The 20,882-nt window shown below is 56.7% G+C and carries 21 protein-coding genes; 16 read left to right on the forward strand and 5 right to left on the reverse strand.

Going from position 1 to position 20,882, the window contains the following annotated elements; genetic code table 11:
- Positions 1-144 precede the first annotated feature (144 nt).
- A complete protein-coding gene (fadJ, locus tag WDB70_RS08570; protein WP_406663400.1) occupies positions 145-2,292 on the reverse strand; it encodes a fatty acid oxidation complex subunit alpha FadJ in 2,148 nt (715 codons plus the stop codon).
- Complete coding sequence (fadI, locus tag WDB70_RS08575; protein ID WP_406663402.1) at positions 2,292-3,605, reverse strand: acetyl-CoA C-acyltransferase FadI; 1,314 nt, start codon at positions 3,603-3,605, stop codon at positions 2,292-2,294. The genes fadJ and fadI overlap by 1 nt, the downstream gene beginning before the upstream one ends.
- 172 nt (positions 3,606-3,777) lie before the next feature.
- Here fadI and WDB70_RS08580 point away from each other — a divergent pair, with 172 nt between their 5' ends.
- The 15 genes from WDB70_RS08580 to WDB70_RS08650 all read left to right on the forward strand — a co-directional run bounded on the left by WDB70_RS08580 (position 3,778) and on the right by WDB70_RS08650 (position 17,987).
- The gene (locus WDB70_RS08580; protein ID WP_406663404.1) at positions 3,778-4,734 is read left to right on the forward strand and encodes an AAA family ATPase; all 957 of its coding nucleotides are present in this window, start codon (positions 3,778-3,780) and stop codon (positions 4,732-4,734) included.
- Positions 4,731-5,669: a DUF58 domain-containing protein gene (locus tag WDB70_RS08585; RefSeq protein WP_406663406.1), complete on the forward strand. Its 939-nt coding sequence runs from the start codon at positions 4,731-4,733 to the stop codon at positions 5,667-5,669. Before WDB70_RS08580 ends, WDB70_RS08585 begins: the two co-directional genes overlap by 4 nt.
- A complete protein-coding gene (locus WDB70_RS08590; protein WP_406663408.1) occupies positions 5,663-6,109 on the forward strand; it encodes a DUF4381 domain-containing protein in 447 nt (148 codons plus the stop codon). The genes WDB70_RS08585 and WDB70_RS08590 overlap by 7 nt, the downstream gene beginning before the upstream one ends.
- Complete coding sequence (locus tag WDB70_RS08595; protein ID WP_406663410.1) at positions 6,102-7,073, forward strand: VWA domain-containing protein; 972 nt, start codon at positions 6,102-6,104, stop codon at positions 7,071-7,073. The genes WDB70_RS08590 and WDB70_RS08595 overlap by 8 nt, the downstream gene beginning before the upstream one ends.
- Positions 7,070-8,824, forward strand: a complete 1,755-nt coding sequence (locus tag WDB70_RS08600) for a VWA domain-containing protein (RefSeq protein ID WP_406663412.1) — start codon at positions 7,070-7,072, stop codon at positions 8,822-8,824. Before WDB70_RS08595 ends, WDB70_RS08600 begins: the two co-directional genes overlap by 4 nt.
- Positions 8,818-10,401 carry a BatD family protein gene (locus WDB70_RS08605; RefSeq protein WP_406663414.1) on the forward strand — a complete coding sequence of 528 codons (1,584 nt, stop codon included), beginning with the start codon at positions 8,818-8,820 and terminating at the stop codon, positions 10,399-10,401. Before WDB70_RS08600 ends, WDB70_RS08605 begins: the two co-directional genes overlap by 7 nt.
- A gap of 39 nt (positions 10,402-10,440) precedes the next feature.
- Positions 10,441-10,950: a sigma-70 family RNA polymerase sigma factor gene (locus WDB70_RS08610; protein WP_406663416.1), complete on the forward strand. Its 510-nt coding sequence runs from the start codon at positions 10,441-10,443 to the stop codon at positions 10,948-10,950.
- Positions 10,947-11,660, forward strand: a complete 714-nt coding sequence (locus tag WDB70_RS08615; RefSeq protein ID WP_406663418.1) for a DUF3379 family protein — start codon at positions 10,947-10,949, stop codon at positions 11,658-11,660. The genes WDB70_RS08610 and WDB70_RS08615 overlap by 4 nt, the downstream gene beginning before the upstream one ends.
- 142 nt (positions 11,661-11,802) lie before the next feature.
- Positions 11,803-13,140, forward strand: a complete 1,338-nt coding sequence (locus WDB70_RS08620) for an OmpP1/FadL family transporter (protein ID WP_406663420.1) — start codon at positions 11,803-11,805, stop codon at positions 13,138-13,140.
- Positions 13,141-13,234: 94 nt separating this feature from the next.
- On the forward strand, positions 13,235-13,504 hold the full coding sequence (locus tag WDB70_RS08625; protein ID WP_406663422.1) for an HPr family phosphocarrier protein: 270 nt from the start codon (positions 13,235-13,237) through the stop codon (positions 13,502-13,504).
- Positions 13,488-15,140 (forward strand): phosphoenolpyruvate--protein phosphotransferase, encoded by a 1,653-nt coding sequence (gene ptsP, locus WDB70_RS08630; protein ID WP_406663424.1) that lies wholly within the window; start codon positions 13,488-13,490, stop codon positions 15,138-15,140. Before WDB70_RS08625 ends, ptsP begins: the two co-directional genes overlap by 17 nt.
- A gap of 32 nt (positions 15,141-15,172) precedes the next feature.
- Entirely contained in the window at positions 15,173-15,679 is a 507-nt protein-coding gene (gene crr / locus WDB70_RS08635) for a PTS glucose transporter subunit IIA (protein ID WP_406663426.1), read from the forward strand.
- A gap of 169 nt (positions 15,680-15,848) precedes the next feature.
- The gene (locus WDB70_RS08640; RefSeq protein WP_406663428.1) at positions 15,849-16,202 is read left to right on the forward strand and encodes an ArsC family reductase; all 354 of its coding nucleotides are present in this window, start codon (positions 15,849-15,851) and stop codon (positions 16,200-16,202) included.
- Positions 16,199-17,326, forward strand: coding sequence for a succinyl-diaminopimelate desuccinylase (dapE, locus tag WDB70_RS08645; RefSeq protein ID WP_406663430.1), 1,128 nt, complete (start codon positions 16,199-16,201; stop codon positions 17,324-17,326). The genes WDB70_RS08640 and dapE overlap by 4 nt, the downstream gene beginning before the upstream one ends.
- Positions 17,295-17,987 (forward strand): M15 family metallopeptidase, encoded by a 693-nt coding sequence (locus WDB70_RS08650; RefSeq protein WP_406663432.1) that lies wholly within the window; start codon positions 17,295-17,297, stop codon positions 17,985-17,987. Before dapE ends, WDB70_RS08650 begins: the two co-directional genes overlap by 32 nt.
- A gap of 111 nt (positions 17,988-18,098) precedes the next feature.
- Here the strand turns inward: WDB70_RS08650 and WDB70_RS08655 are convergent, their stop codons facing one another.
- Positions 18,099-18,977, reverse strand: coding sequence for an AraC family transcriptional regulator N-terminal domain-containing protein (locus tag WDB70_RS08655; RefSeq protein WP_406663434.1), 879 nt, complete (start codon positions 18,975-18,977; stop codon positions 18,099-18,101).
- Positions 18,978-19,144: 167 nt separating this feature from the next.
- Here WDB70_RS08655 and WDB70_RS08660 point away from each other — a divergent pair, with 167 nt between their 5' ends.
- Positions 19,145-20,200 (forward strand): NAD(P)-dependent alcohol dehydrogenase, encoded by a 1,056-nt coding sequence (locus WDB70_RS08660; protein WP_406663436.1) that lies wholly within the window; start codon positions 19,145-19,147, stop codon positions 20,198-20,200.
- A gap of 30 nt (positions 20,201-20,230) precedes the next feature.
- On the opposite strand, the gene WDB70_RS08665 is transcribed toward WDB70_RS08660, so the two are convergent.
- Both WDB70_RS08665 and WDB70_RS08670 read right to left on the reverse strand, forming a co-directional pair.
- A complete protein-coding gene (locus WDB70_RS08665; protein ID WP_406663438.1) occupies positions 20,231-20,713 on the reverse strand; it encodes a GNAT family N-acetyltransferase in 483 nt (160 codons plus the stop codon).
- Complete coding sequence (locus WDB70_RS08670; protein ID WP_406663440.1) at positions 20,703-20,882, reverse strand: hypothetical protein; 180 nt, start codon at positions 20,880-20,882, stop codon at positions 20,703-20,705. Before WDB70_RS08670 ends, WDB70_RS08665 begins: the two co-directional genes overlap by 11 nt.

Below are 20,882 nucleotides of genomic sequence, written 5' to 3' on the forward strand. Positions count from 1 at the left end.
CCCGTCATCAAGCGCAAAAAGCGCTATACGCGGCTGCCGGAAGGGTTGGAGACACTGACAATGACGGTGACCCCGGCCCAGAAGTGGTGGTCCTAAAAACAAAAAAGGCGCTGATAAGCGCCTTTTTCTTTAAGGGGAAACGGTTCAGTAGAACTGCTCGCCGTTCTCAGCCATGGCCCTCAGCCCTGGCGCCGCTTCAAAGCGCTCACCCAGCTCGGCCTTCAAGGCGTCCAGCTTACTGACAACGGCGGCTGCCCCCAGTTTATCCATATAGCGGAACGGACCGCCCAAAAACGGCGGGAAGCCGATGCCAAAAATGGCACCGATGTCGCCATCACGGGCATTTTGAATAATGCCTTCGTCCAGGCAGCGCACCGCTTCATTGAGCATCTGTAGCAAAGCCCGTTCAGCGATAGCCTCCAGCGACAACTTACCGGCCGGGCGCACCCCCAAGACGTTATAAACCGATTCGTCCACCGGCTTTTTCGGGGCTTTTTGCAACGGGTTCCAGGACTTCGGTAGGTCCTCATATTGATAGAAGCCCTTCTTCACCTTTTTACCCTTGCGGCCATCGTCCAGCAGCTTGTCAAAGGCCGCAGGGGCTTTGAAACGCTCGCCCAGTTCTTTTTCCAGGATCGGGGCAATCTTGGCGCCGACATCAATGCCCACTTCGTCCAGTAACGTCATAGGCCCAACCGGCATGCCAATATCACGCAGCGCTTTATCAAGCTTTTCGACCGGCTCCCCTTCCATCAGCATGAAAGCGGCTTCATTCATATAGAGGCCAAGAATACGGTTCACATAAAAACCGGCACCGTCTTTTACCACAATCGGCGTTTTCCCTTGCCGGCGGGCAAAGGCAACAGTTGTGGCAATGGTTTCCGGGGCCGTTTTTTCGTGAGCGATAATTTCAGCCAGCGGCATTTTGTCCACCGGTGAGAAATAGTGAAGACCGATGACATTTTCCGGCCGCTCAGCGGCTGCAGCTATTTGCGTGATCGGCAGCGAGGACGTGTTGGAGGCAAAAATAGTGTCTGCACGGCAATGCTTTTCAACATCCTTTACCATCTGGTGTTTCAGTGCCAAATCCTCAAATACCGCCTCAACGACGATATCCGCATCATGAAAGCCGCGGTATTGCGTATCACCGCTGAGCATCATCATCTGCTTTTGCGCTTCGGTTTTACGCAACTGGCGGCGTTTAACCTTTTTCATCAGCAAGTCGTAGCTGTATTTATAGGCGTGGCTGATACCTTGCTCGGAGATATCCTTGATACGGGTTTCCACCCCGGCTTTGGCTACCGTTACACTGGCAATGCCGCCGCCCATCAGGCCGCCGCCCAGTACCGCGGCTTTGTGTACAGTTTTTGGCTTAACACCCTCTGCGCCGGTTTCTTTTTTCATTTGTGTGGTGGCAAAAAACAGCCCGCGCAGCTGCTTGCTCTCTGGTGTCATCACCAGTTCGCCGAAGTATTTAGCTTCAATGGCCAGCCCAGCCGACATGCCGTCGGTCATCCCTACCCGCACCGCTTCGAGGATTTTCAGTGGTGCCGGGTAATGGCCACCGGTTTTCTTTTGTACGGCTTTATGGGCCTGGTCAAAAATGATGTTACGGCCAATGCCGTTGTCTTCCAGTAGCTTGTCTTTGAGACTGCGTTTGGTGCCAGCGCGTTTCGGTTTACCCTTCGCCGCCATCGCAATCGCTACATCCATCAGAATGCTTTGTGGTACCACCTCATCCACCAAGCCGGCTTTTTTCGCCTGTTTGGGTCGTAACTGTTTGCCGGTCAGCATCATATCCAGTGCTTTTTGAATGCCGACCAGCCGTGGCAAGCGCTGGGTGCCTCCCGAACCAGGCAGCAGCCCCAGCTGTACTTCCGGCAGCCCCAGAGCAGTTTTATCCCAGTCACTACAAACCCGGCCATGACATGCCATGGCCAGCTCCAGGCCACCACCCAGGCAGGGGCCATGAATGGCCGCAATCAGAGGAATTTTCAGCGCTTCCAGCTCCGCGCAGATAGCATGACCCTGCTGAGACAGCGCCTGTGCATCCTCGGCGCTTTGGCAACCATCAAGCATGCTGATATCAGCGCCGGCAATAAAGGAGTCCTTTTTCCCTGATGCCAGCACCAGCCCTTTGATGGCCCCATCGTCTTTGATTTCTTGCAAGATGGCGGCTATTTCATCGGCAAAAGCGGCTTTCAGGGTGTTCATGGACTCGCCCGGCACATCCATGGAGATAATGCCGATGCCATCGTCACGGCGCTCAAAGCTAAATGTTTTGTCGGTCATCACTCCACCTCCAGAATCATTGCAGAACCCAGGCCACCAGCGGCACAGGCGGTTGTCAGCCCCAGGCCGCCACCACGGCGCTTCAGCTCGCGCAGCGTCTGCGTGATCATCCGGGTACCGGTGGCCGCAAAGGGGTGGCCGTAGGCAATGGAGCCGCCCAGCACGTTGAATTTATCCATATCAATGTCGCCAGTGGCGTGGCTGCGGCCGAGCTTTTCCTTGGCAAAAGTCTCAGAGGCAAACATCTTGATGTTCGCCAGGGTTTGCGCCGCAAAGGCCTCGTGCATGTCAATCAGCGTCAAGTCGTTCAGGGTAATACCGGCACGGTCCAACGCCAGCGGCGTCGCGTACGAAGGGCCCATCAGCATGTCTTGCCAGACATCAATGGCCGTGAAGGCATACGAGCGAATATAGCCAAGGGGCTGATAGCCCAGTTCTTTCGCTCGGCCTTCACGCATCAGAATAATGGCTGAGGCGCCGTCGGTCAGCGGCGTGGCATTGGCCGCAGTAACAGAACCAAATTTACGATCAAAAGCCGGTTTCAGCTTGGCGTAACCCGCCAACTCAGAGTTATCCCGGACATTGTTGTCTTTTTCCAGAAAACCGCTGTAAGGCTCGGCATGGGCTGTCATCACCTCCCCTGCCAGCAGCCCATCAGCCCAGGCTTTGGCGGCCAGGGTGTGAGAACGGTGTGCCAGCTCGTCTTGTGCTTCCCGGCTGATGCCATGGGTTTTTGCCATCTGCTCAGCGGTATCGCCCATGCTCAGGCCAGTGGAATACTCAGCCACCGCTGGCGGCACCGGCAGTAAATCTTTCAGCCCCAGGCGGCGAATAATAGCGACACGCTGGCCGAGTGTTTTGGCCTTGCTCAAATCCAGTAAAGCCCGGGCTAACCGCTTGGAAACGCCAACCGGCAACACTGACGACGAATCGGCGCCGCCGGCAATGCCGATATCAACAGTGCCGGCCATGATTGACTCAAGCACATTGACGGTAGATTGAAACGAGGTAGCACAGGCACGGGAGACACTGTAGGCGTCGGTATGCACACTCATACCGGTACCCAAGACAATTTCCCGGGCGATGTTCGGTGCTTCCGGCATTTGCACGACCTGGCCAAAAACCACCTGGTCCACCAATTTAGGGTCCAGCTCGCTGCGCTTGAGTAGCTCATTAACTACCATTTTGCCCATATCCAATGCCGGCACACCGTGAAAATAGGTGGCCTGGCGGGCAAAAGGGGTACGCAAACCAGCTACCACGGCAATACGCTCGCCGCTGCCGGTTTTCAGATTCTGGGTCGTTGTCGTCATCCCTTTCCTCGCTATGTTGTTGAGGGAACTCTGCCAAAACAGAGGTCAGACCTGTTTGCTCGATTGTAACGACTCGCCGGCAAAATGAAAACGGCCGATCCGGACGCTGTTATAGACCTGAAAAGCGTTTTCCGTTACAACAGGTCAACACCTGAGAATACGCAATAATTCAATGACACGCGCCGACTTCACTCGACTACGTCAGCACCTGGACAAACAGGTTGTTGGCCAAAGCCAGCTTACGCACAACCTTCTTATTGCCCTGCTTGCCAATGGCCACCTGCTGGTAGAGGGGCCTCCCGGTCTTGCCAAAACCCGTGCCATCAAAGCCCTGGCCTCCGGCATTGAAGCCAACTTTCATCGCGTACAGTTCACTCCCGATCTGTTGCCGGCCGACTTAACCGGCACGGATATTTATCGCCCGGAAACCGGTGAGTTCACTTTCCAAAAAGGCCCGCTGTTTCATAACCTGCTGCTGGCAGATGAAATCAACCGGGCACCGGCAAAAGTGCAGTCGGCACTGCTTGAAGCCATGGCCGAGCACCAGATCACCGTTGGTAAAACCACCTACAAACTGCCGCCCTTGTTTCTGGTCATGGCCACGCAGAACCCGCTGGAGCAAGAAGGCACTTACCCACTGCCAGAAGCGCAGCTGGACCGCTTTTTAATGCACCTGGAGGTTGACTACCCGGATGCCAAAACAGAAATGGCTATCCTGCGGCTCAACCGCCAGGAAGCGGTGGAAGACAAGCCGCTGCCTTTTGAACCGCTTTCGCAGCAGGTGATTTTTGCGGCCCGCCGGGCCATTTTTAACCTGCACCTGGCCGAAGCGGTCGAGCAGTATATGGTGGCACTGATCATGGCCACCCGTACCCCGGATAAAATTGACAGCGAGCTGGCCGGTTGGCTGGCCTACGGCGCCAGCCCTCGGGCCACAGCAGCACTGGAGCGCTGCGCTCGTGCCCGCGCCTGGCTGGCTGGCCGCGACTTTGTGACCCCTGACGATGTACAGGCACTGTTACCCAATGTCTTGCGCCACCGCTTGCTATTGTCTTACCAGGCCGAAGCGGCTGGCGTTACCATGGACCAGGTGATTGATCGGATCCTGACACGCGTACCCTGCCCATGAGCCGAGTGTTACCCAGCGGTGCTGACGGTATCAGCCTCTGTCTGGATGAGCTGTTGCCTTACCGGCGCCTGGCCAATCAAATCCAGTTGACGCCCCATGCTGCCAGCCGGGCTCATCAGGCAGGTCAGCACCAGACCCGTTCGCGGGGCCGGGGCATGGATTTTGAAGAAGTACGCCAGTACCAGCTTGGTGATGACATCCGAGCCATCGACTGGCGAGTCACCGCCCGCACCGGCAAGCCCCACACCAAGCTGTTTCGTGAAGAACGGGAGCGGCCTGTGAACCTGGTGGTTGACCTTGGCGCGTCCATGCAATTTGGTTCACGACTTTTACTCAAAGCAGTACAAGCCGGCCACTTGGCTGCCCTGCTGGCCTGGCATGTAGCTGAGCGTGGTGATCGCATCGGCGCCGTTATCGGCAATGGCCTGACTTTAAAGGAACTGAGTGCCAAGGGACGCCAGCCGGGGGTGCTGGCCATTTTGCACGCCCTGATTGATATGCAGGCCAAAGCGCCGCCAATTGACCAGCCGCCTGCCTCCGGGGCTTTCGACGAGCTGCTGCGACGCAGCCTGAAACGCGCTACCCCCGGCAGCCAGTTGGTCATTATCAGTGACTGCCAGAATTGGACCGAAGAAACCCCGTGGTTGCTGGCACGCCTGCAACGTAACGCTGACGTCAGCGTGTTTATGATCACCGATCCCTTGGAGCTGACCGTACCGAAAAGCCGGTTACCGCTGGCTTTGCCAATAGTTGGCCCCGCAGGTAAAGGGCTACTGCCCATTGGCTCCAGCCGCTTTCGCCAGCATTACCAGCAGCAACGCCGCCAGCAAATCATCACGCTGCGCCAGGAGCTACGTTCCCAGCATATCCGTTTTTGCGCCATTGGCGCCCAGGCGGGGTTGGATCAGCAGCTGGATAAGGTGGCGCCATGCTAGCAAAACTACGCGATATTCATGAGCCACTGCCGCCTTCGAGCTGGCCCTGGGCCATTGGCTGGTGGTTACTGCTGGGAGTGCTGTTACTGGCGTTACTGGGCGCTGGTTGGTGGTGGTGGCGTCGCCATTACTCAGTGGCCAAACGGCTCCAGCGGCGGCTGATGTCGCTGGGTAATGGTGACACTTTTCTGGCCGAGCTCAATCAGCTGCTCAAAGAAGCTGCCTGTTATTATCATGGCGCCAGCGCTTCCCGTTTGGCCGGGCGCGCCTGGACGACATTTTTACAACAGCACGGCCCGCGTAATATTCAGCGCACCCTGCTCGAACACCTCGAGTCTGGCCCTTATGCTGCCAGCTACCCCATACACTATGAACAGTTCCGGCAGCTAAAAGCTTATGCCCGGCAATGGATCGATCGCCAGGGAGGTGAAGGTGTTTGAGTTAGAAGCCTGGTGGCTGTTGTTGCTGCTCCCGTTGCCGTTGATCTGGCGTTACCTGCCGGCTCACCCGCGGCCCGCACAGGCTCGTTTGAAAGTTCCCGCCGCCATTGCCGGGGCCGCTGAAGCCGAGCAGCAAAGCCGCCTGAACCGGCAGCTGCCGCCCTGGTTATTGTGGCTTGGCTGGTTATTGCTGCTGTTGGCGCTGGCCCGGCCGGTTTGGATTGGCGCCCCGGTCAGCCTGCCGGACAGCCGCCGGGAAATGATGCTGGTATTGGACTTGTCTGGTTCGATGCTGGACAAGGACATGGAATACGATGGCCGGGTAACAGACCGGATCACGACCGCCAAAGGCGTGCTGCAAGATTTCATTAAAAAGCGCCAGGGCGACCGCCTGGGGCTGATCCTATTTGCCGATCATGCTTATGTGCAGGCACCGCTCAGTTTTGATCTCAGCAGCATCAGCAAATTGATGAATGAGGCCGATGTGGGCCTGGTGGGCCGCCGCACCGCCATTGGCGAAGCCGTTGCTCTGGCCACCAAACAACTGGCCAAAAGACCCAGCAAGAAAAAAGTGGCTATTTTACTGACTGATGGCCGCAATACAGCTGGCGGCATTGCCCCCCAAGACGCCATCGCCGCCGCCAAGGCCAAAGGGGTCACCTTTTACACCATCGGTTTTGGCTCTGACTACCAGCTTAAGCGCACCCCTTTTGGCAGTATCAAGGTGCCGAATGATGATCCGCCAGATGAAACGCTGCTCAAAGAATTGGCCAAAGCCACTGGCGGCCAGTATTTTCGCGCTAAGGACGCCAAAGCCCTGAGCCATATCTACGCTGAGCTCAACAAGCTGGAACCACTGAAGGACAATAATCAGACCCTGCGCCCCCGTAAGGACATCTTCTATTACCCGCTGGCAGCATTGCTGTTGTTGAGTATGGCCGTAGCACTTTGGAGGCTGCGATGACGCTGTTACGCCCTTGGTGGCTACTGGCACTGGTGCCATTGGTAATATTGCTATGGTGGCTGTGGCAGCGGCGTCCTGCCAGCAGTAGCTGGCAAAAAGTGCTGCCGCCACACCTGGCCCGCCACCTGTTAACCGATCAACAGGGTAAACACAGCCAGTGGCCCCTGCTGGCCCTGGCTGGCGCCTGGTTACTGGCGGTGCTGGCTCTGGCTGGCCCCAGCTGGAGTCAGGACCGCTATCCGCTGTATCACCTTAATGCCGGCCGCGTATTGGTGATGGATATGTCACTGTCGATGCGAGCCACCGACGTCCCACCCGACCGCCTGACTCAGGCCCGCTTTAAGGCCATCGATCTGGTTCGCCACATCAAGGAAGGTGAAACCGGCCTGGTCGCCTATGCCGGCGATGCTTTCGAAATAGCTCCCATGACCCGCGACGGCAGCACCCTGATACACCTCATCAGTGCTTTGTCACCGGAAATCATGCCCGTGCAGGGCTCCCGTGCTGACCGAGGTGTGGCACTGGCACTGAAGCTGCTCAAACAAGCCGGCTTTCACCGTGGCGATATTATTCTGGTAACCGATGGGCTCGACAAAAAGGAACGTGACGCCATTGACCAGTTGTCGCTTGATCATTTCCGGCTGTCAGCACTGGTACTCGGCACCGACAGCGGCGCCCCGGTGCGTACGTTGTCTGGCACTTTGCTCAAAGATGCCAAAGGCAATGTGGTGATCCCCGAGCGCAACCTCAAAGACACCTGCGCCGTCGTCAGCGGTTTGTGCATTACCGCCGGTATGGATGACAACGACATCAGTGCCTTGCTGAAACCACAGGCCAGTGGCGAAACCCGCTCTGACGATGTACTGACGCTACCCATTGACGGTGGCCGTTATCTGCTCTGGCTGTTGTTACCTCTGGTGTTGCTGGCATTTCGCCGCGGCTTGCTGGTATTGGTTTTGGTGGCAGTATTACCGAAACCCAGCGAAGCCGGCTGGTTTCAAAACCAGGCTCAAGACAGTTACCAGCAATATCAGCAGGGCCACTACCAGGCCGCAGCAGCCAGCGCCACCTCGGCCCAGTGGCATGCCGCGGCACTGTATCGCCAGGGCGCTTACCTCAAGGCGGCCGATCTGTGGCACCGTATGGCCGGCGCCGAGGCCCGTTATAACGAGGGTAATGCGCTGGCCCGGGCCGGGCACCGGCAGCAAGCCATTGACGCCTACAACAAAGCATTGGCCCTGCAACCGGATATGGCCGATGCCCGTTATAACCGTGACCTGTTAGAAAAACAGCAGCACCAGGGGAAAACCCCTGCCAACAGCGCACAGCCGCCCAAACCGGGCAATAAAAATAACGCCAAACAGCAGCAGGGCGATAAAAAGCAACCCGGCAAGCAACAGCCTGACAAAAACGGCCAGCCAGATGGTAAGGACAAACAGCAGCAGCCCAAAGCCAAACAGCAGCCTGGCGATAAAGCACCGGCCAACAAACCCCAGGCAGGTGAGCAAAAACCCGAGGGGCAAGATCCCAAGCTGCAACCGCAAGGTGCCGGCAAAGGCCAGCAAAAAGCCCGTAAAGCACCGGGCAAACTGGCCACGAAATCGGGTCATGGCGGCCCACTGGGGCCACCAATGAGCGCCGACAAGGTACTGGATGCAGTCAATGACGACCCCGGCTACCTGCTACAGGAAAAAATGCGTGCGGCTTACCAGCGCCGCAACCATCAGGGGAAGGAAAAACAACAATGGTAAAGCCCATACTATTGCTGCTGGCATTACTGCCACTGCTGGCCCAGGCCGCACCCACCGAAGTAAAGGCCAGCGTTGACCCAAACCCGGTCACCGCCGGCAATGCCACCACCCTGGAAGTCACAGCCAATGACGATTTGCCCCAGGACGCGCTAGACACCAAGCCGCTGCAAAAAGACTTTGTGGTTGGCAACATCAGTGTCAGCCGCGCTACGCAAATCACCAATCTCAACGTCAGCCGGCAAACCCGCTGGCAGATCAGCCTGATCGCCCAAAAGCCCGGTCAGTACACCATTCCGCCCCTGGCCATCGGGGATTTACGTACCGCCGCCATTACCTTACGGGTAGAAAAGCCCGGCAAGGCCCAGAGCCGCAATTTGCTGCTGGAAACGCAACTGTCTGACACCCAGGTTTACCCCGGTGCACAGGTGAACTACCACGTGAAACTGCTAGTGGGCCAGGATCTGAAATCAGGCAAACTCTCCGACCCTAGCCTCGACAGCGCCGAGCTGCGCCGTATTGGTGATGACAAGGAATCCACCGAGCAACAAGGTGGCCGCAGTTACCATACCTTTGAACGTAACTATGCGCTGTTTGCCAAGCAAACCGGGACCTTTGTGATCCAGCCACCGGTATTTAACGGCCAGGTATTTACACAAGACAGCCGTGGCTTTGTACATAGCCGCGACGTCGGTAAAGTTGGCGCACCCAAGACCCTGATCGTGTTACCCATTCCCGACCCTGACAAACCCTGGCTGCCGGCTCGTGATCTGACTTTGGAAGAACGCTGGAGTGTCGACCCCAAACACTGGCGCGTAGGCCAGCCGGTTACCCGCACCCTAGTGCTGACCGCCAAAGGCACCCAGGCTACCAGCCTTCCCAATATCACCATGCCAGTACCGCAAGGGTTAAAAAGTTACCCGGACCAAACAGACCGCAAGAGCTATCTGGATGACGGCTGGCTCACCGCCCAGGAAACCAGCTCCGTTGCCCTGGTGCCATCCCAAGATGGGACTTTGACCTTGCCGGCTATCGACATCACCTGGTTTGACACCCTCGCCCGCCAATACCGGGTCGCCACGATACCGGCACGAACGGTGAACATTGCCAAGGCGCCGGTTACCGAATCACGGGTACAACTGGGCAACGTTCCGGTACGTCACGACGCCGGCTGGTGGCCTTATTTGAGCGCCTTGCTGGCGCTGGCCTGGCTCAGCACCCTGTACCTGTGGCTCAAGCCCCGGCTGGCAGGTAAAAACATCTCGCCAGAGCAAGCAGAGCGCCTGCTGCCCAGTTGGCTGGCCTTACGCCAGGCGGTGTTGTCAGATGACCCACAGCAGGCTTATAGCGCCTTGCATCAATGGGCTTACGAGCATTGGCAGGTCAATAGCCTGGACGCCCTGGCGGCGTTTTATCAGCATCCACCACTGAGTAAAGCCATTGCCCAGTTGCAACAGGCCCGTTTTGCCAAAACCCCCGTGAGCTGGCAAGGCAAGCCGTTATGGCAGGCTTTGCAACAGGCCCGCCCGCCCTCGCCACCGCCGCCCGGCAGTGGCCTGTACGCGAAAATTCTTTCCTGACCCTGAAAGGCAAATAACAGTGAACCGGTCTAGCAAGTTATGAACAGTAAACAACGCCGTTTCGAGGCGCTGGCCGGTGCACTGTCTGGGGACTTGTACCGCTATGGACTCTGGCTGACAGGCGACCCCGGCATTACCGACGATCTGGTGCAGGAAACCTTTTTGCGGGCCTGGCGCAATATGGACAGTCTGAAGGACGAACGGGCCGCCCGTGCCTGGCTGATCACCATTTTGCGACGGGAAAACGCCCGGCGTTTCGAACGTAAACAACTGGCTCTGGCCGACTACGAAGAAGCCAGTATTGTCGACTACCACAGCCTGGAAGCAGAACAGCAGCACAGTCATGAACAACTGCGCCGCTGTATTGCCAAACTCGCTGTTGAGTACCGTGAACCTTTGATTTTACAGGTGCTGTTTGGTTACAGCGGCGATGAGATAGCGGAGCTGTTAACACTCAACAGTAACACCGTCATGACCCGGCTGTTCCGGGCCCGAAGCCAACTTCGTGAGCTGATGAACAGCGCCCCACAATGGAGGGCCAACGAATGAATGACCTGGAATTTCGCCGTCTGGCCCTGAGCAATCCCTATGACCATCAGCTTGATACGGCTGCAACAGCTCATCCCAAACGCCAGCAACTGCTCAATGAAGTTCGCCAGCAAGAAGCTCAGCTGCAAATGGCTATGGCCGTGCCAACACCGCCTAATCTCAGCCAGCGGCTGATACTGAATCAGACTTTGAAGGATTTTGAACAGCGCCAGAAGCGCCGCAGCCGCTGGCAAATTGCCCTGGCAGCATCGGTGGCCTTTGTTGCCGGTACACTGTTCAGTTTTACCAGCGTCGATCACAGCTCCCTGGGGTTTGGCCAGCATGCCTTGGCGCACGTCTACCATGAGTACGACACCATGACCAGCATGGACGAGAAGGCTACCCTCGCGACCTTCAACAGCAAGCTGGCCAGTTACGGCGGCACGCTGACCGGTGACATCGGCCATATTTATTTCGTCAATTACTGTGACTTTGAAGGCGTCAAGAGCCTGCATGCGGTGATCAAGGGCGAAAAGGGCCGGGTGACGGTGTTCATCATCAAGACCCCGCAGGAAAAACTCCGTCAGGAACAAGCCTTCTTCGCGGATGGCAAACTCGACGGCATGGCTGAGCAAATCGGTAAACATCAGCTGATCCTGATCGGCCACAAAGGCGAGCCTTTACAAGAAACTGAACAGAAGCTGAAATCCAGGCTGCACTGGTCCACCTGAACGTGGCCCAGCTCTCACTCGGCGCAAAAAAGCACTCGTTGGGTGCTTTTTTTCTTTGTATTGCAGAGGCTTTTGTTAGTATCGCCAACAGGTCTGCTCAGCAGACTTCAATCATGGATGTCCTGAAGAGAGAAAAAATATCATGCAGTTAGTCAGAAAATCACTTCTCGCCAGTGCCATTTTCAGTATTTGCTCCGGCGCCATGGCTGCCGGTTTCCAAATTACCGAGCACTCCGCCAAAGGGCTGGGTCGTGCCAATGCCGGTGATGCCGCGCTGGCTGAGGACGCCTCAGTCATTGCTGCCAACCCGGCAGCAATGAGCCAGATCGACAAACCCACCCTGACTGTAGTGGGCGCTTACATCATGCCGAACATTGATGTGCAGGGCACCCAGACAGATTACTTTACCACGGCCGCCAGCCCGACGCCGACAGGCCAGAATGACGTAGCACCTAATGCTTTCGTGCCGAGCCTGTATTTTGTAATGCCGCTGAACGAACAGTGGACCTTCGGCATTGGCGCCTTTGGTAACTTTGGCCTGAAAACCGACTACAACGATAAAATTCTGTCCAGCTCCCTGGCCGACAAAACCAGCCTGGAAGTGGCCAACATTAACCCCAGCCTGTCTATGAAAGTTGACGACAAACTGTCGTTTGGTTTCGGCATCGATATCGCCCATGCCAAGGCAACACTGAGTTCATCCATGCCCAATGATGTCAATTCGATGTTCCCCGGCCAACTGATCACCAAGCTCAAGGGTAGCGACACGGCGCTGGGCTGGAACCTGGGCATGCTGTACAACATCAGCCCGGCAACCCGTGTTGGTTTTAGCTACCGCTCGCAGCTCGACCTGCACATTAAAGGGGAAATCAATACCGGTATCCTGCCGCAACTGGGCCAGGGCCTGTTACAGCAAGACCCCACTAACCAGACAGCCGCCTTCCTGGCGAGCCTGCCGGCCACCTTCAAAGATTCGGTTGACATGAAACTGCCGGCACTGGTTGAACTGGCGGTAAACCACCAGCTGAACAACCAGCTGTCTTTGCAGGCGTCACTGAACCGTATCGACTGGTCTTGCTTTGACAAACTGCAGGGCAACACCACTGCCGGCGCCATCCTGCTCGACCAGCCTGAGCACTGGAAAAATACCTGGGCGTACTCTGTGGGCCTGACCTATCAGTACAACCCGACCATTACCCTGCGGGCCGGCTTCAAGTATGACCAGAGCCCGGTTAAGGATGAGTACCGCACCCTGCGTATTCCAGACTCTAACCGTACCTGGTTCACCCTTGGCGCCAGCTATAAAGTCAGCAATAGTTGGGATATTGATATGGGCTTTGCCCACCTGACCACGAAGAATGCCGAGATCCACGACGGTACGGTGATCGAAAACGGCTCACCCTCCCTGACCGGCCAATTCGATGGCCACATGAGTGGCAATGCCGACATCTTCGCTATGCAGGCCAACTACCGCTTCTAAGCGCAGCTGTTCTGCCATCAAAGGGGCCTGCGGCCCCTTTTTTTGTTGCGCCCGGCAGTGGTAATCTGTGGCGTCCCTTTGATACGACACGCCTATGGAACGCTGCTGTACCGCAATCACTGCACCTTTTGGCTTGCACACCCGCCCGGCCGCCCAACTCGTGGCATTGGCGCGGCAGTTTGAGGCTGATATTCAGTTTCACTGCCAGGGGCTTCAAGGCAATGGTAAGAGTCTTTTTTCGTTACAAAAGCTGCCACTGGTAAGCGGCGCAGAAGTCGAGATCTGCGCCACCGGCACGGACGCCAGTGCCGCCATTACCGCCTTGCAGGACTGGCTGGACAGTTTCAATGATCAGTCCAACTGACGCTATTGCCATCAGCGGCGGCCAAATCAAAGGACCGGCGCTCACCCTGCCCGGCCATGACTTACGCCTGGATTTCACTCCCTGCCCCGCCGGTCAGCAACACAACCAGTGGCAACGCTTTGAACAGGCATTGCAGCAAGCCGATCAACAACTGGTACGGCTACAGCAGCAGGCTCGCGACAAACTGGGCGATGATATCGCAGCTTTATTTGCCGGCTTGCACCTGCTAGTCACCGACCCAGAACTTATTGATGAAGTTCGCCAGCAGATTTTTAACCATCAGCAGCGGGCAGAAGCCGCTGTCTACCGGGTCTTAAATGCGCAAGCGAGGGTGCTGGCACGGCTGGGCGACGATTACCTGGCCGAGCGAGCAGCCGATCTCAAGGAGCTGGCAGAACGGCTGGTTCACATTCTTCAGGGCCGCACCCCACCGGATCACATTTTGCTGGATAGCCCGGTGATCCTGCTGGCGCACGAACTTACCCCGGCGCAATTGACACTGCTCGACAGCGATAAATTACTGGGTATTGTCACCCGCAAAGGCGGCCAGCATTCCCATGCCGCTATTCTCGCGCGTGCCTATGGCATTCCTGCTATTGCTGGCGTTGATGCCATAGACACCGTAAACGACGGTGACTGGGTTGCCATTGATGGCGATGCCGGGCATTTCTACCCGGCAGAACCGTTGCCGGATTACCCCAGCTACCACCAAGAAGCAGTCGTCGGTGATGCCGAAGTGATCCCGGCATTTTCGCCGATTCAGCTGGCCGCGAACTTATCGACTCTGGCAGAGGCGCGGCGGATCCCGGCCAGCGGCGCTCTGGAAGTTGGTCTGTGCCGTACCGAACTGTTGTTTCTCAACCGCCAGCAGGCGCCGTCACTGGAGCGGCAAACTCAGATTTACCAGCGTATCGCCCAGCAGTGTTATCCGGCCCCGGTGACTTTCCGCTTACTTGACGCCGGTGGTGACAAACCGTTGCCCTGGCTGAGCAATGTCCGGGAAAGCAATCCGGCGCTGGGCTGGCACGGGATCCGCCTGCTGCTGGATAACCCGCAACTGCTGGATGTACAGCTGCAGGCCTTGCTGGCAGTAGCCAGTACGTACCCGCTACGGATCATGATCCCGATGGTGGCAGAAATTGACGAAGTGCGCGCCGTCAAGACACGTTTGCAGGTATTGGCTGGCGAACAGGCAGTACCAGTGCCACCACTTGGCGCCATGATAGAAACCCCAGCCGCAGCAGTACTGGCCGATATCCTGGCTGCTGAAGTGGATTTCTTTTCCATTGGTTCGAACGATCTGGCCCAATACACACTGGCCGTGGACCGCGAAAACCCTAAAGTCGCCAAGCGGCTAAATGAGGTATCGCCAGCCATCATACGGATGATGCATCAGGTGGTCAGTGCGGCTCAGGCGCACAATATTCCGGTAACGCTGTGCGGTGAGTGGGCGGCCAAAGTAGCCTACCTACCACTGTGGCTCAGCCTTGGCCTGACCGGCCTGTCAATGCAGGCATCGGCGCTGCCGGCGGTACGCCAATGGTTATTACAGCCCACTCCGGCACTGGACAAAACAGCGCTGTTAGCCGCTGGCAGCCGCGACGAACTGGCCGCGCTTTTAGCCAAAGCATGGTAAGCTTGCCCACACCTTAACGACGACAAGACACTATGAGCCTTCTCGACAAGCTCAAACAGCTGCTCAGCGATACACCACAGGGTGAAGGTATCGATATTCTGGCGCCGATCAGCGGTGAACTGGTGGACATTGAGGCCGTGCCCGATGTGGTATTTGCTGAAAAGATTGTCGGTGACGGTATTGCTATCCGCCCCACCGGCCAGCAGATCGTGGCCCCGGTGGATGGCACTATTGGCAAAATTTTCGAAACCAACCACGCCTTTTCCATTGAATCTGACGATGGCGTCGAAATTTTCGTGCATATCGGTATTGATACCGTTGAACTGAAAGGCGAAGGCTTTACCCGCCTCGCCGAAGAAGGCCAGCACGTCAGTAAAGGTACGCCGATCCTGGCTTGCGACCTGCCCTATCTCACCGAGCATGCCCGCTCCATGCTGACCCCGGTGGTGATTTCCAACATGGACGAATTTCGCCACATCCGCAAACAAAGCGGCACCGTAAAGGCCGGTGAAGATGTCCTTCTGACGCTGTACCGTTAACGCCACGGTACATACTCTGCGGCCATGCAGCCCGCTATCATGACACCACCGACTCTCCAGCCCGTTAGCTATATGTCAGCCTCTTGTCAGGCTGGCTTTTCTCACACTTTGTCATAAGCCGGTATTGGCTGATAAGCTGGAACTCCGTGAGGACGCAAACTGACAGCACATGACCATTCTGTACGGCATTAAAAACTGCGACACCATCAAAAAAGCCCGTAAGTGGCTGGAGCAACACCAGATCCCCTATCAGTTTCATGATTACCGCGTCGATGGCCTGGACAGCCAGCAACTGGAACAGTGGGCCCAGACGCTGGGCTGGGAAGCACTGCTGAACAAGCGGGGCACCACCTTTCGCCAGTTGCCGGAGGCGGACAAAGCCGACCTTAACCTGGACAAAGCAGTGGAACTGATGCGCCAGCATCCGGCGCTGATCAAACGGCCCCTGCTGGCTAGAGGCGAACAATTGCACTTGGGCTTTCAGGCCGATGAGTACGCCACGGTTTTCGGAGTGTCGGCATGAGTGACGTATTGGCGCTGGCTTGCGATCTTATCAGCCGCCCATCAGTGACACCGGCTGATGCCGGCTGCCAGCAACTGATAGGGGAGCGTTTGGCAGCGCTGGGGTTCAACCTTGAGCCCATGGTCTTTGACGACACCACCAACCTGTGGGCCCGCCGCGGTAACGAGGGCCCGCTATTTTGCTTTGCCGGCCATACCGATGTGGTGCCACCGGGGCCAGCAGAGGCCTGGCACACGCCACCTTTTGAACCGGTGGTGATGGACGGTTACCTGCATGGCCGCGGCGCCGCCGACATGAAAGGCAGCCTGGCGGCCATGGTGGTAGCCACTGAGCGTTTTGTTAGTAAACACCCGGACCACAAAGGCTCCATTGCTTTTCTGATCACCTCCGATGAGGAAGGGCCTTTTATCAACGGCACAGTACGGGTGGTGGAAACCCTGGAGCAACGCCAGGAGAAAATCAACTGGTGCCTGGTCGGTGAACCATCGTCGACCCAGCACGTCGGTGATGTGGTCAAAAACGGCCGCCGTGGCTCGCTGTCAGGTTATCTGACCGTCAAGGGTGTGCAAGGCCATGTCGCTTACCCCCATCTGGCGCAAAACCCGGTTCACCTGGCAGCGCCGGCACTGGCTGAACTGGCAGCAGCGCACTGGGATAATGGCAACGATTACTTTCCACCGACCAGCTTTCAGATCTCCAACATTCACAGCGGCACTGGTGCCGAAAATGTGGTGCCGGGTGATATGCAGGTTAAATTCAATTTCCGTTTTTCCACGGAATCGACCGCAGACAGCCTGAAAACGCGCGTGCTCGGTATTCTGGATGCCCACGGTCTGGATTATGAACTGACCTGGAAGCTCAACGGTGAACCCTTTTTGACTGAGGCTGGGCCACTGTTGGCCTCTGTACAACAAGCCATTACCAGCGTTACCGGCCGCGAAACACGCCTGGAAACCTCCGGTGGCACCTCCGACGGTCGCTTTATCGCCCCAACCGGCGCTCAGGTCATCGAGTTAGGGCCGGTCAATGCCACCATTCATAAAGTCAACGAATGCACCCATGTCGACGAATTGGCGCAACTGGCACTGATTTATGAGCAACTACTCGAGCGACTATTGGCCTGATCTGGCCCTTACCGGCCGCTACCGCGGGCATTTAAAGGCCTTGCCACAAGGGCACTGGTTATCAGAAGGGGCGGCACTGGCTTTCACTGGCCTGCAACAAGCCGCCCAGCAAGACGGCTTTGTATTACGGCTGGCTTCAAGCTTCCGGGATTTTGAACGCCAGGAACAAATATTTTCCGGCAAATGGCGGGGCGTACGGCCAGTACATGATGACCAAGGCCGGGCCATTGATGTCAGCCAATTGACCGAAGAGCAGAAGCTGCATGCCATTTTGCGCTTTTCTGCCCTGCCCGGGGCCAGCCGCCACCACTGGGGCACCGATATGGATCTGTATTGTGCACGTCTACAAGGCAGCGCTGCTTTAGCCTTGAGCCCGATAGAATACAGCCAGGGTGGCCGCCAGTTTGCCTTGGCACAATGGCTGGCAGACAACGCCCGGCGCTTTGACTTTATCCGGCCTTACGACCAGGACCGCGGCGGTGTAGCGGTGGAGCCCTGGCACCTGAGCTATGCCCCTCAGGCCGAACCGATGCTGGCACGGCTTAGCGCCGACAAACTGGCAGATGCCCTCAGTTACGGGCAGGTCGTCGGTCGTGACTATGTGTTGGCCAATATTGACGCCATTATGAGCCGTTATGTGACGAACGTGGGGGCTGTCTGATGGGTTGGTGGATAGCCCTTGTTGTCCTGCTGGTGATCGTCGGTAATCTGGCTTTGTTGTGGCCCAAAAGCGGTGGCAAACAGCCCCCCAACGACGATAGCGACAGTTAGGCTAACCGACCGCGGCCAACCGTGATTTTTTATCGGCTCCCGGTGCCCAACCAAAATAGCGCTTGTAGTCGCGGCTGAAATGATGCACCGACTGATACCCCACCGCCATTGCTGCCTGCGTGACATTATTATCATCATGACTCAGCAGCAATTGTGCCTGTAACAGCCGCAGCTTTTTCTGGTATTGCAGAGGTGACGAGCCGGTAATCGACTTGAAGTGATAATGAAAACTCGACAGGCTCATCCCGGCGCTTTTGGCCAGGCTTTCCACCCGCAGCGGCGCGGTCAGATCCTGCTGTAACTGCCCCAGCACCTGCACAATCTGCGAATAGTGCCCCTGCCCTTCTGCCAGTTCCCACAACGCTCGCCCCTGCGGGCCTCGCAATGCTTCATAAAGCAGCTCTTTGACACGGCTTTGCCCCATAACCCGGGCGGTCAGCGGGTCTGCTAACGCTTCAGCCAGGCGCAGTGCCGCCTGCGCCATGGAATCGTTCATCGGCAAGGCCGCCATCGGTAACAACGGCACCTGCTCAGGCGGTACCGTACCGATAGCCTGGGTTAATTCCGCCAGCATGGCTGGGTCTATGACCACCTGCATCGCCAACAGTGGCTGCGCAAGGCTGGCATCGGTTTCACATTCAAACGGTAAGGGCAAGGTTTGTAGCAGGTAATGCCCGGCGCCATAGTGGATCACCCGCTCGCCCAGGTAACCGGTCTTTTGCCCCTGCGCCACCAGTGTCAAACTCGGCTGGTACAACAGCGGCGCCCGCAGATGACTCCGATGTGAACAGGCCAGGCGCACACCCGGCACGGTACTTTCAGAGAATCCGTCACATTTTGATAACTGTGCCAGTATGGCCGCAAGTTCTTTGTGCACCATAAAACCCAGCCTTATTGGCGAAAGTAAATTTACCGTGTTAGTTTTGCACAGAACAACGAACCTGCCAAATTGGACAAATAGGCAAAAATGCCGGAAAAACCTATCTGGCAATCGTTATTGCCTGAGATCACAATACATTACCTCTCACACACTCAAGGAGCCGATTCATGAGTCAAGCAAAAGGTTATGCCGCCCACAGTGCCACCACGCCGTTAGCTCCCTTTGCTTTCGAGCGCCGTGAGCTGCGTCCGGATGACGTTGCCATTGATATTGAGTACTGCGGTGTTTGCCATTCCGACATTCACATGGCAGAAAACGACTGGGGTGGTTCACAGTACCCGGTAGTACCCGGCCATGAGATCATCGGTAAAGTCACCGCCGTTGGCTCTGACGTTACCCGTTATAAAGTTGGCGATCAGGTTGGTGTTGGCTGCATGGTCGATTCTTGCCGTCACTGCCAGGCCTGTGACGAGGGGCTGGAACAGTATTGCCTTAATGGCTTTGTCGGCACCTACAACGGCAAAGACAAGCACGACGGCACTATCACTTACGGCGGCTATTCTGACCATGTGGTGGTCAGTGAACGCTTTGTCCTGAGCATTCCTGAAGCACTGGACACCGCTACTGCTGCCCCTATCCTGTGTGCCGGTATCACCACTTACTCACCGCTGAAACACTTCGGTGTCAAAGCCGGCCACAAAGTCGGGGTACTGGGTATGGGCGGCCTCGGCCACATGGGTGTCAAATTTGCCAAGGCCATGGGCGCGGAAGTTACCATTTTTACCCGTTCAGAAAGCAAAGTCGGCGAAGCGAAAAAACAAGGCGCCGATCACGTGGTGATCTCCACTGACGACGAACAGATGGCAGCCGTAGCCGGGCACTTTGATTTCCTGCTCGATACCATTCCGGTACAGCATGATCTCAACCCCTACCTGGCAACGCTGAAGCACGACGGCGTACATATTCTGGTCGGCCTGATTGACAACATCGAGCCACCGGTACACACCGCCAATCTGGTACTCAAGCGCCGGGTGATTGCCGGTTCGCTGATCGGTGGTATTCCGGAAACTCAGGAAGTACTGGATTTTTGTGCAGAGCACAACATCAGTTGTGACGTGGAAATGATCAACATTCAGGACATTAACACCGCCTATCAACGTATGAAAAAAGGCGATGTGAAGTACCGTTTCGTCATTGACATGACCAGCCTGAAACAAGGCTGATACGAAAAGCCCGCCAACCGGCGGGCTTTTTTACAGAGCTTTTTCGAAAAACACCGCTTTGCCCATGGCCGGGTCCAGCTCGTAGCCAACAAAGCCGAAACGTAGATAAGCCGCTTTCGCCACCGTATTACCTTCCAGCACTTCCAGAGTCAGCTTGCAGCAGCCGCGGGCACGAGCCACTTCACTGAGCTTGTCCAGCATCGCCAAGCTTAAGCCGCGGCCACGGAACGGGGCCAGTACCACCACGTCATGAATGTTAAACAGTGGCTTGGCTTTGAACGTTGAAAAACCTTCAAAGGCATTGATCAGACCTGCCGGTTCACCGTCAACATAGCAAAGCAGTGATACGGCATCTGCGCGCTCAGCCAGCTTCTCCAGCAGGGTCGCCTTGACCTGCTCTTTGAGGCCTTCACCACCGCCCATCGGATCCCGAGCGTAAGCATCCAGCAGAGCCAGCAGATCCTGGCCATGTTGCGGGTTGTGGTAATCAGCCTGTATTACTTCAATGGTCATCGTCACGTACCTTGCCTCTGAGCCACCATACCAGCGGGATCAGGACCACCAGCAGAATGCCCAATGCCACCGGCAGTGACAACCCGGCCACCTTGCTGATCCCTACCACCAAGTAGACGATAATTCCCAGCATCAACAGCGGTAACAAGATGTGCTTGAACAGTGACAT

Origin of the sequence: Gallaecimonas aegicerasi, from assembly GCF_045291545.1 — a bacterium.
Classification (GTDB): domain Bacteria; phylum Pseudomonadota; class Gammaproteobacteria; order Enterobacterales; family Gallaecimonadaceae; genus Gallaecimonas.

What these genes read in the sequence shown, in the direction of transcription:
- fadJ (WP_406663400.1), bottom strand. Translation starts at nt 2,292, where the DNA reads ATGACCGACAAAACATTTAGCTTTGAGCGCCGTGACGATGGCATCGGC.
- fadI (WP_406663402.1), bottom strand. Translation starts at nt 3,605, where the DNA reads ATGACGACAACGACCCAGAATCTGAAAACCGGCAGCGGCGAGCGTATT.
- WDB70_RS08580 (WP_406663404.1), top strand. Translation starts at nt 3,778, where the DNA reads ATGACACGCGCCGACTTCACTCGACTACGTCAGCACCTGGACAAACAG.
- WDB70_RS08585 (WP_406663406.1), top strand. Translation starts at nt 4,731, where the DNA reads ATGAGCCGAGTGTTACCCAGCGGTGCTGACGGTATCAGCCTCTGTCTG.
- WDB70_RS08590 (WP_406663408.1), top strand. Translation starts at nt 5,663, where the DNA reads ATGCTAGCAAAACTACGCGATATTCATGAGCCACTGCCGCCTTCGAGC.
- WDB70_RS08600 (WP_406663412.1), top strand. Translation starts at nt 7,070, where the DNA reads ATGACGCTGTTACGCCCTTGGTGGCTACTGGCACTGGTGCCATTGGTA.
- WDB70_RS08605 (WP_406663414.1), top strand. Translation starts at nt 8,818, where the DNA reads ATGGTAAAGCCCATACTATTGCTGCTGGCATTACTGCCACTGCTGGCC.
- WDB70_RS08610 (WP_406663416.1), top strand. Translation starts at nt 10,441, where the DNA reads ATGAACAGTAAACAACGCCGTTTCGAGGCGCTGGCCGGTGCACTGTCT.
- WDB70_RS08615 (WP_406663418.1), top strand. Translation starts at nt 10,947, where the DNA reads ATGAATGACCTGGAATTTCGCCGTCTGGCCCTGAGCAATCCCTATGAC.
- WDB70_RS08620 (WP_406663420.1), top strand. Translation starts at nt 11,803, where the DNA reads ATGCAGTTAGTCAGAAAATCACTTCTCGCCAGTGCCATTTTCAGTATT.
- WDB70_RS08625 (WP_406663422.1), top strand. Translation starts at nt 13,235, where the DNA reads ATGGAACGCTGCTGTACCGCAATCACTGCACCTTTTGGCTTGCACACC.
- ptsP (WP_406663424.1), top strand. Translation starts at nt 13,488, where the DNA reads ATGATCAGTCCAACTGACGCTATTGCCATCAGCGGCGGCCAAATCAAA.
- crr (WP_406663426.1), top strand. Translation starts at nt 15,173, where the DNA reads ATGAGCCTTCTCGACAAGCTCAAACAGCTGCTCAGCGATACACCACAG.
- WDB70_RS08640 (WP_406663428.1), top strand. Translation starts at nt 15,849, where the DNA reads ATGACCATTCTGTACGGCATTAAAAACTGCGACACCATCAAAAAAGCC.
- dapE (WP_406663430.1), top strand. Translation starts at nt 16,199, where the DNA reads ATGAGTGACGTATTGGCGCTGGCTTGCGATCTTATCAGCCGCCCATCA.
- WDB70_RS08650 (WP_406663432.1), top strand. Translation starts at nt 17,295, where the DNA reads ATGAGCAACTACTCGAGCGACTATTGGCCTGATCTGGCCCTTACCGGC.
- WDB70_RS08655 (WP_406663434.1), bottom strand. Translation starts at nt 18,977, where the DNA reads ATGGTGCACAAAGAACTTGCGGCCATACTGGCACAGTTATCAAAATGT.
- WDB70_RS08660 (WP_406663436.1), top strand. Translation starts at nt 19,145, where the DNA reads ATGAGTCAAGCAAAAGGTTATGCCGCCCACAGTGCCACCACGCCGTTA.
- WDB70_RS08665 (WP_406663438.1), bottom strand. Translation starts at nt 20,713, where the DNA reads ATGACCATTGAAGTAATACAGGCTGATTACCACAACCCGCAACATGGC.
- WDB70_RS08670 (WP_406663440.1), bottom strand. Translation starts at nt 20,882, where the DNA reads ATGTCACTGTTCAAGCACATCTTGTTACCGCTGTTGATGCTGGGAATT.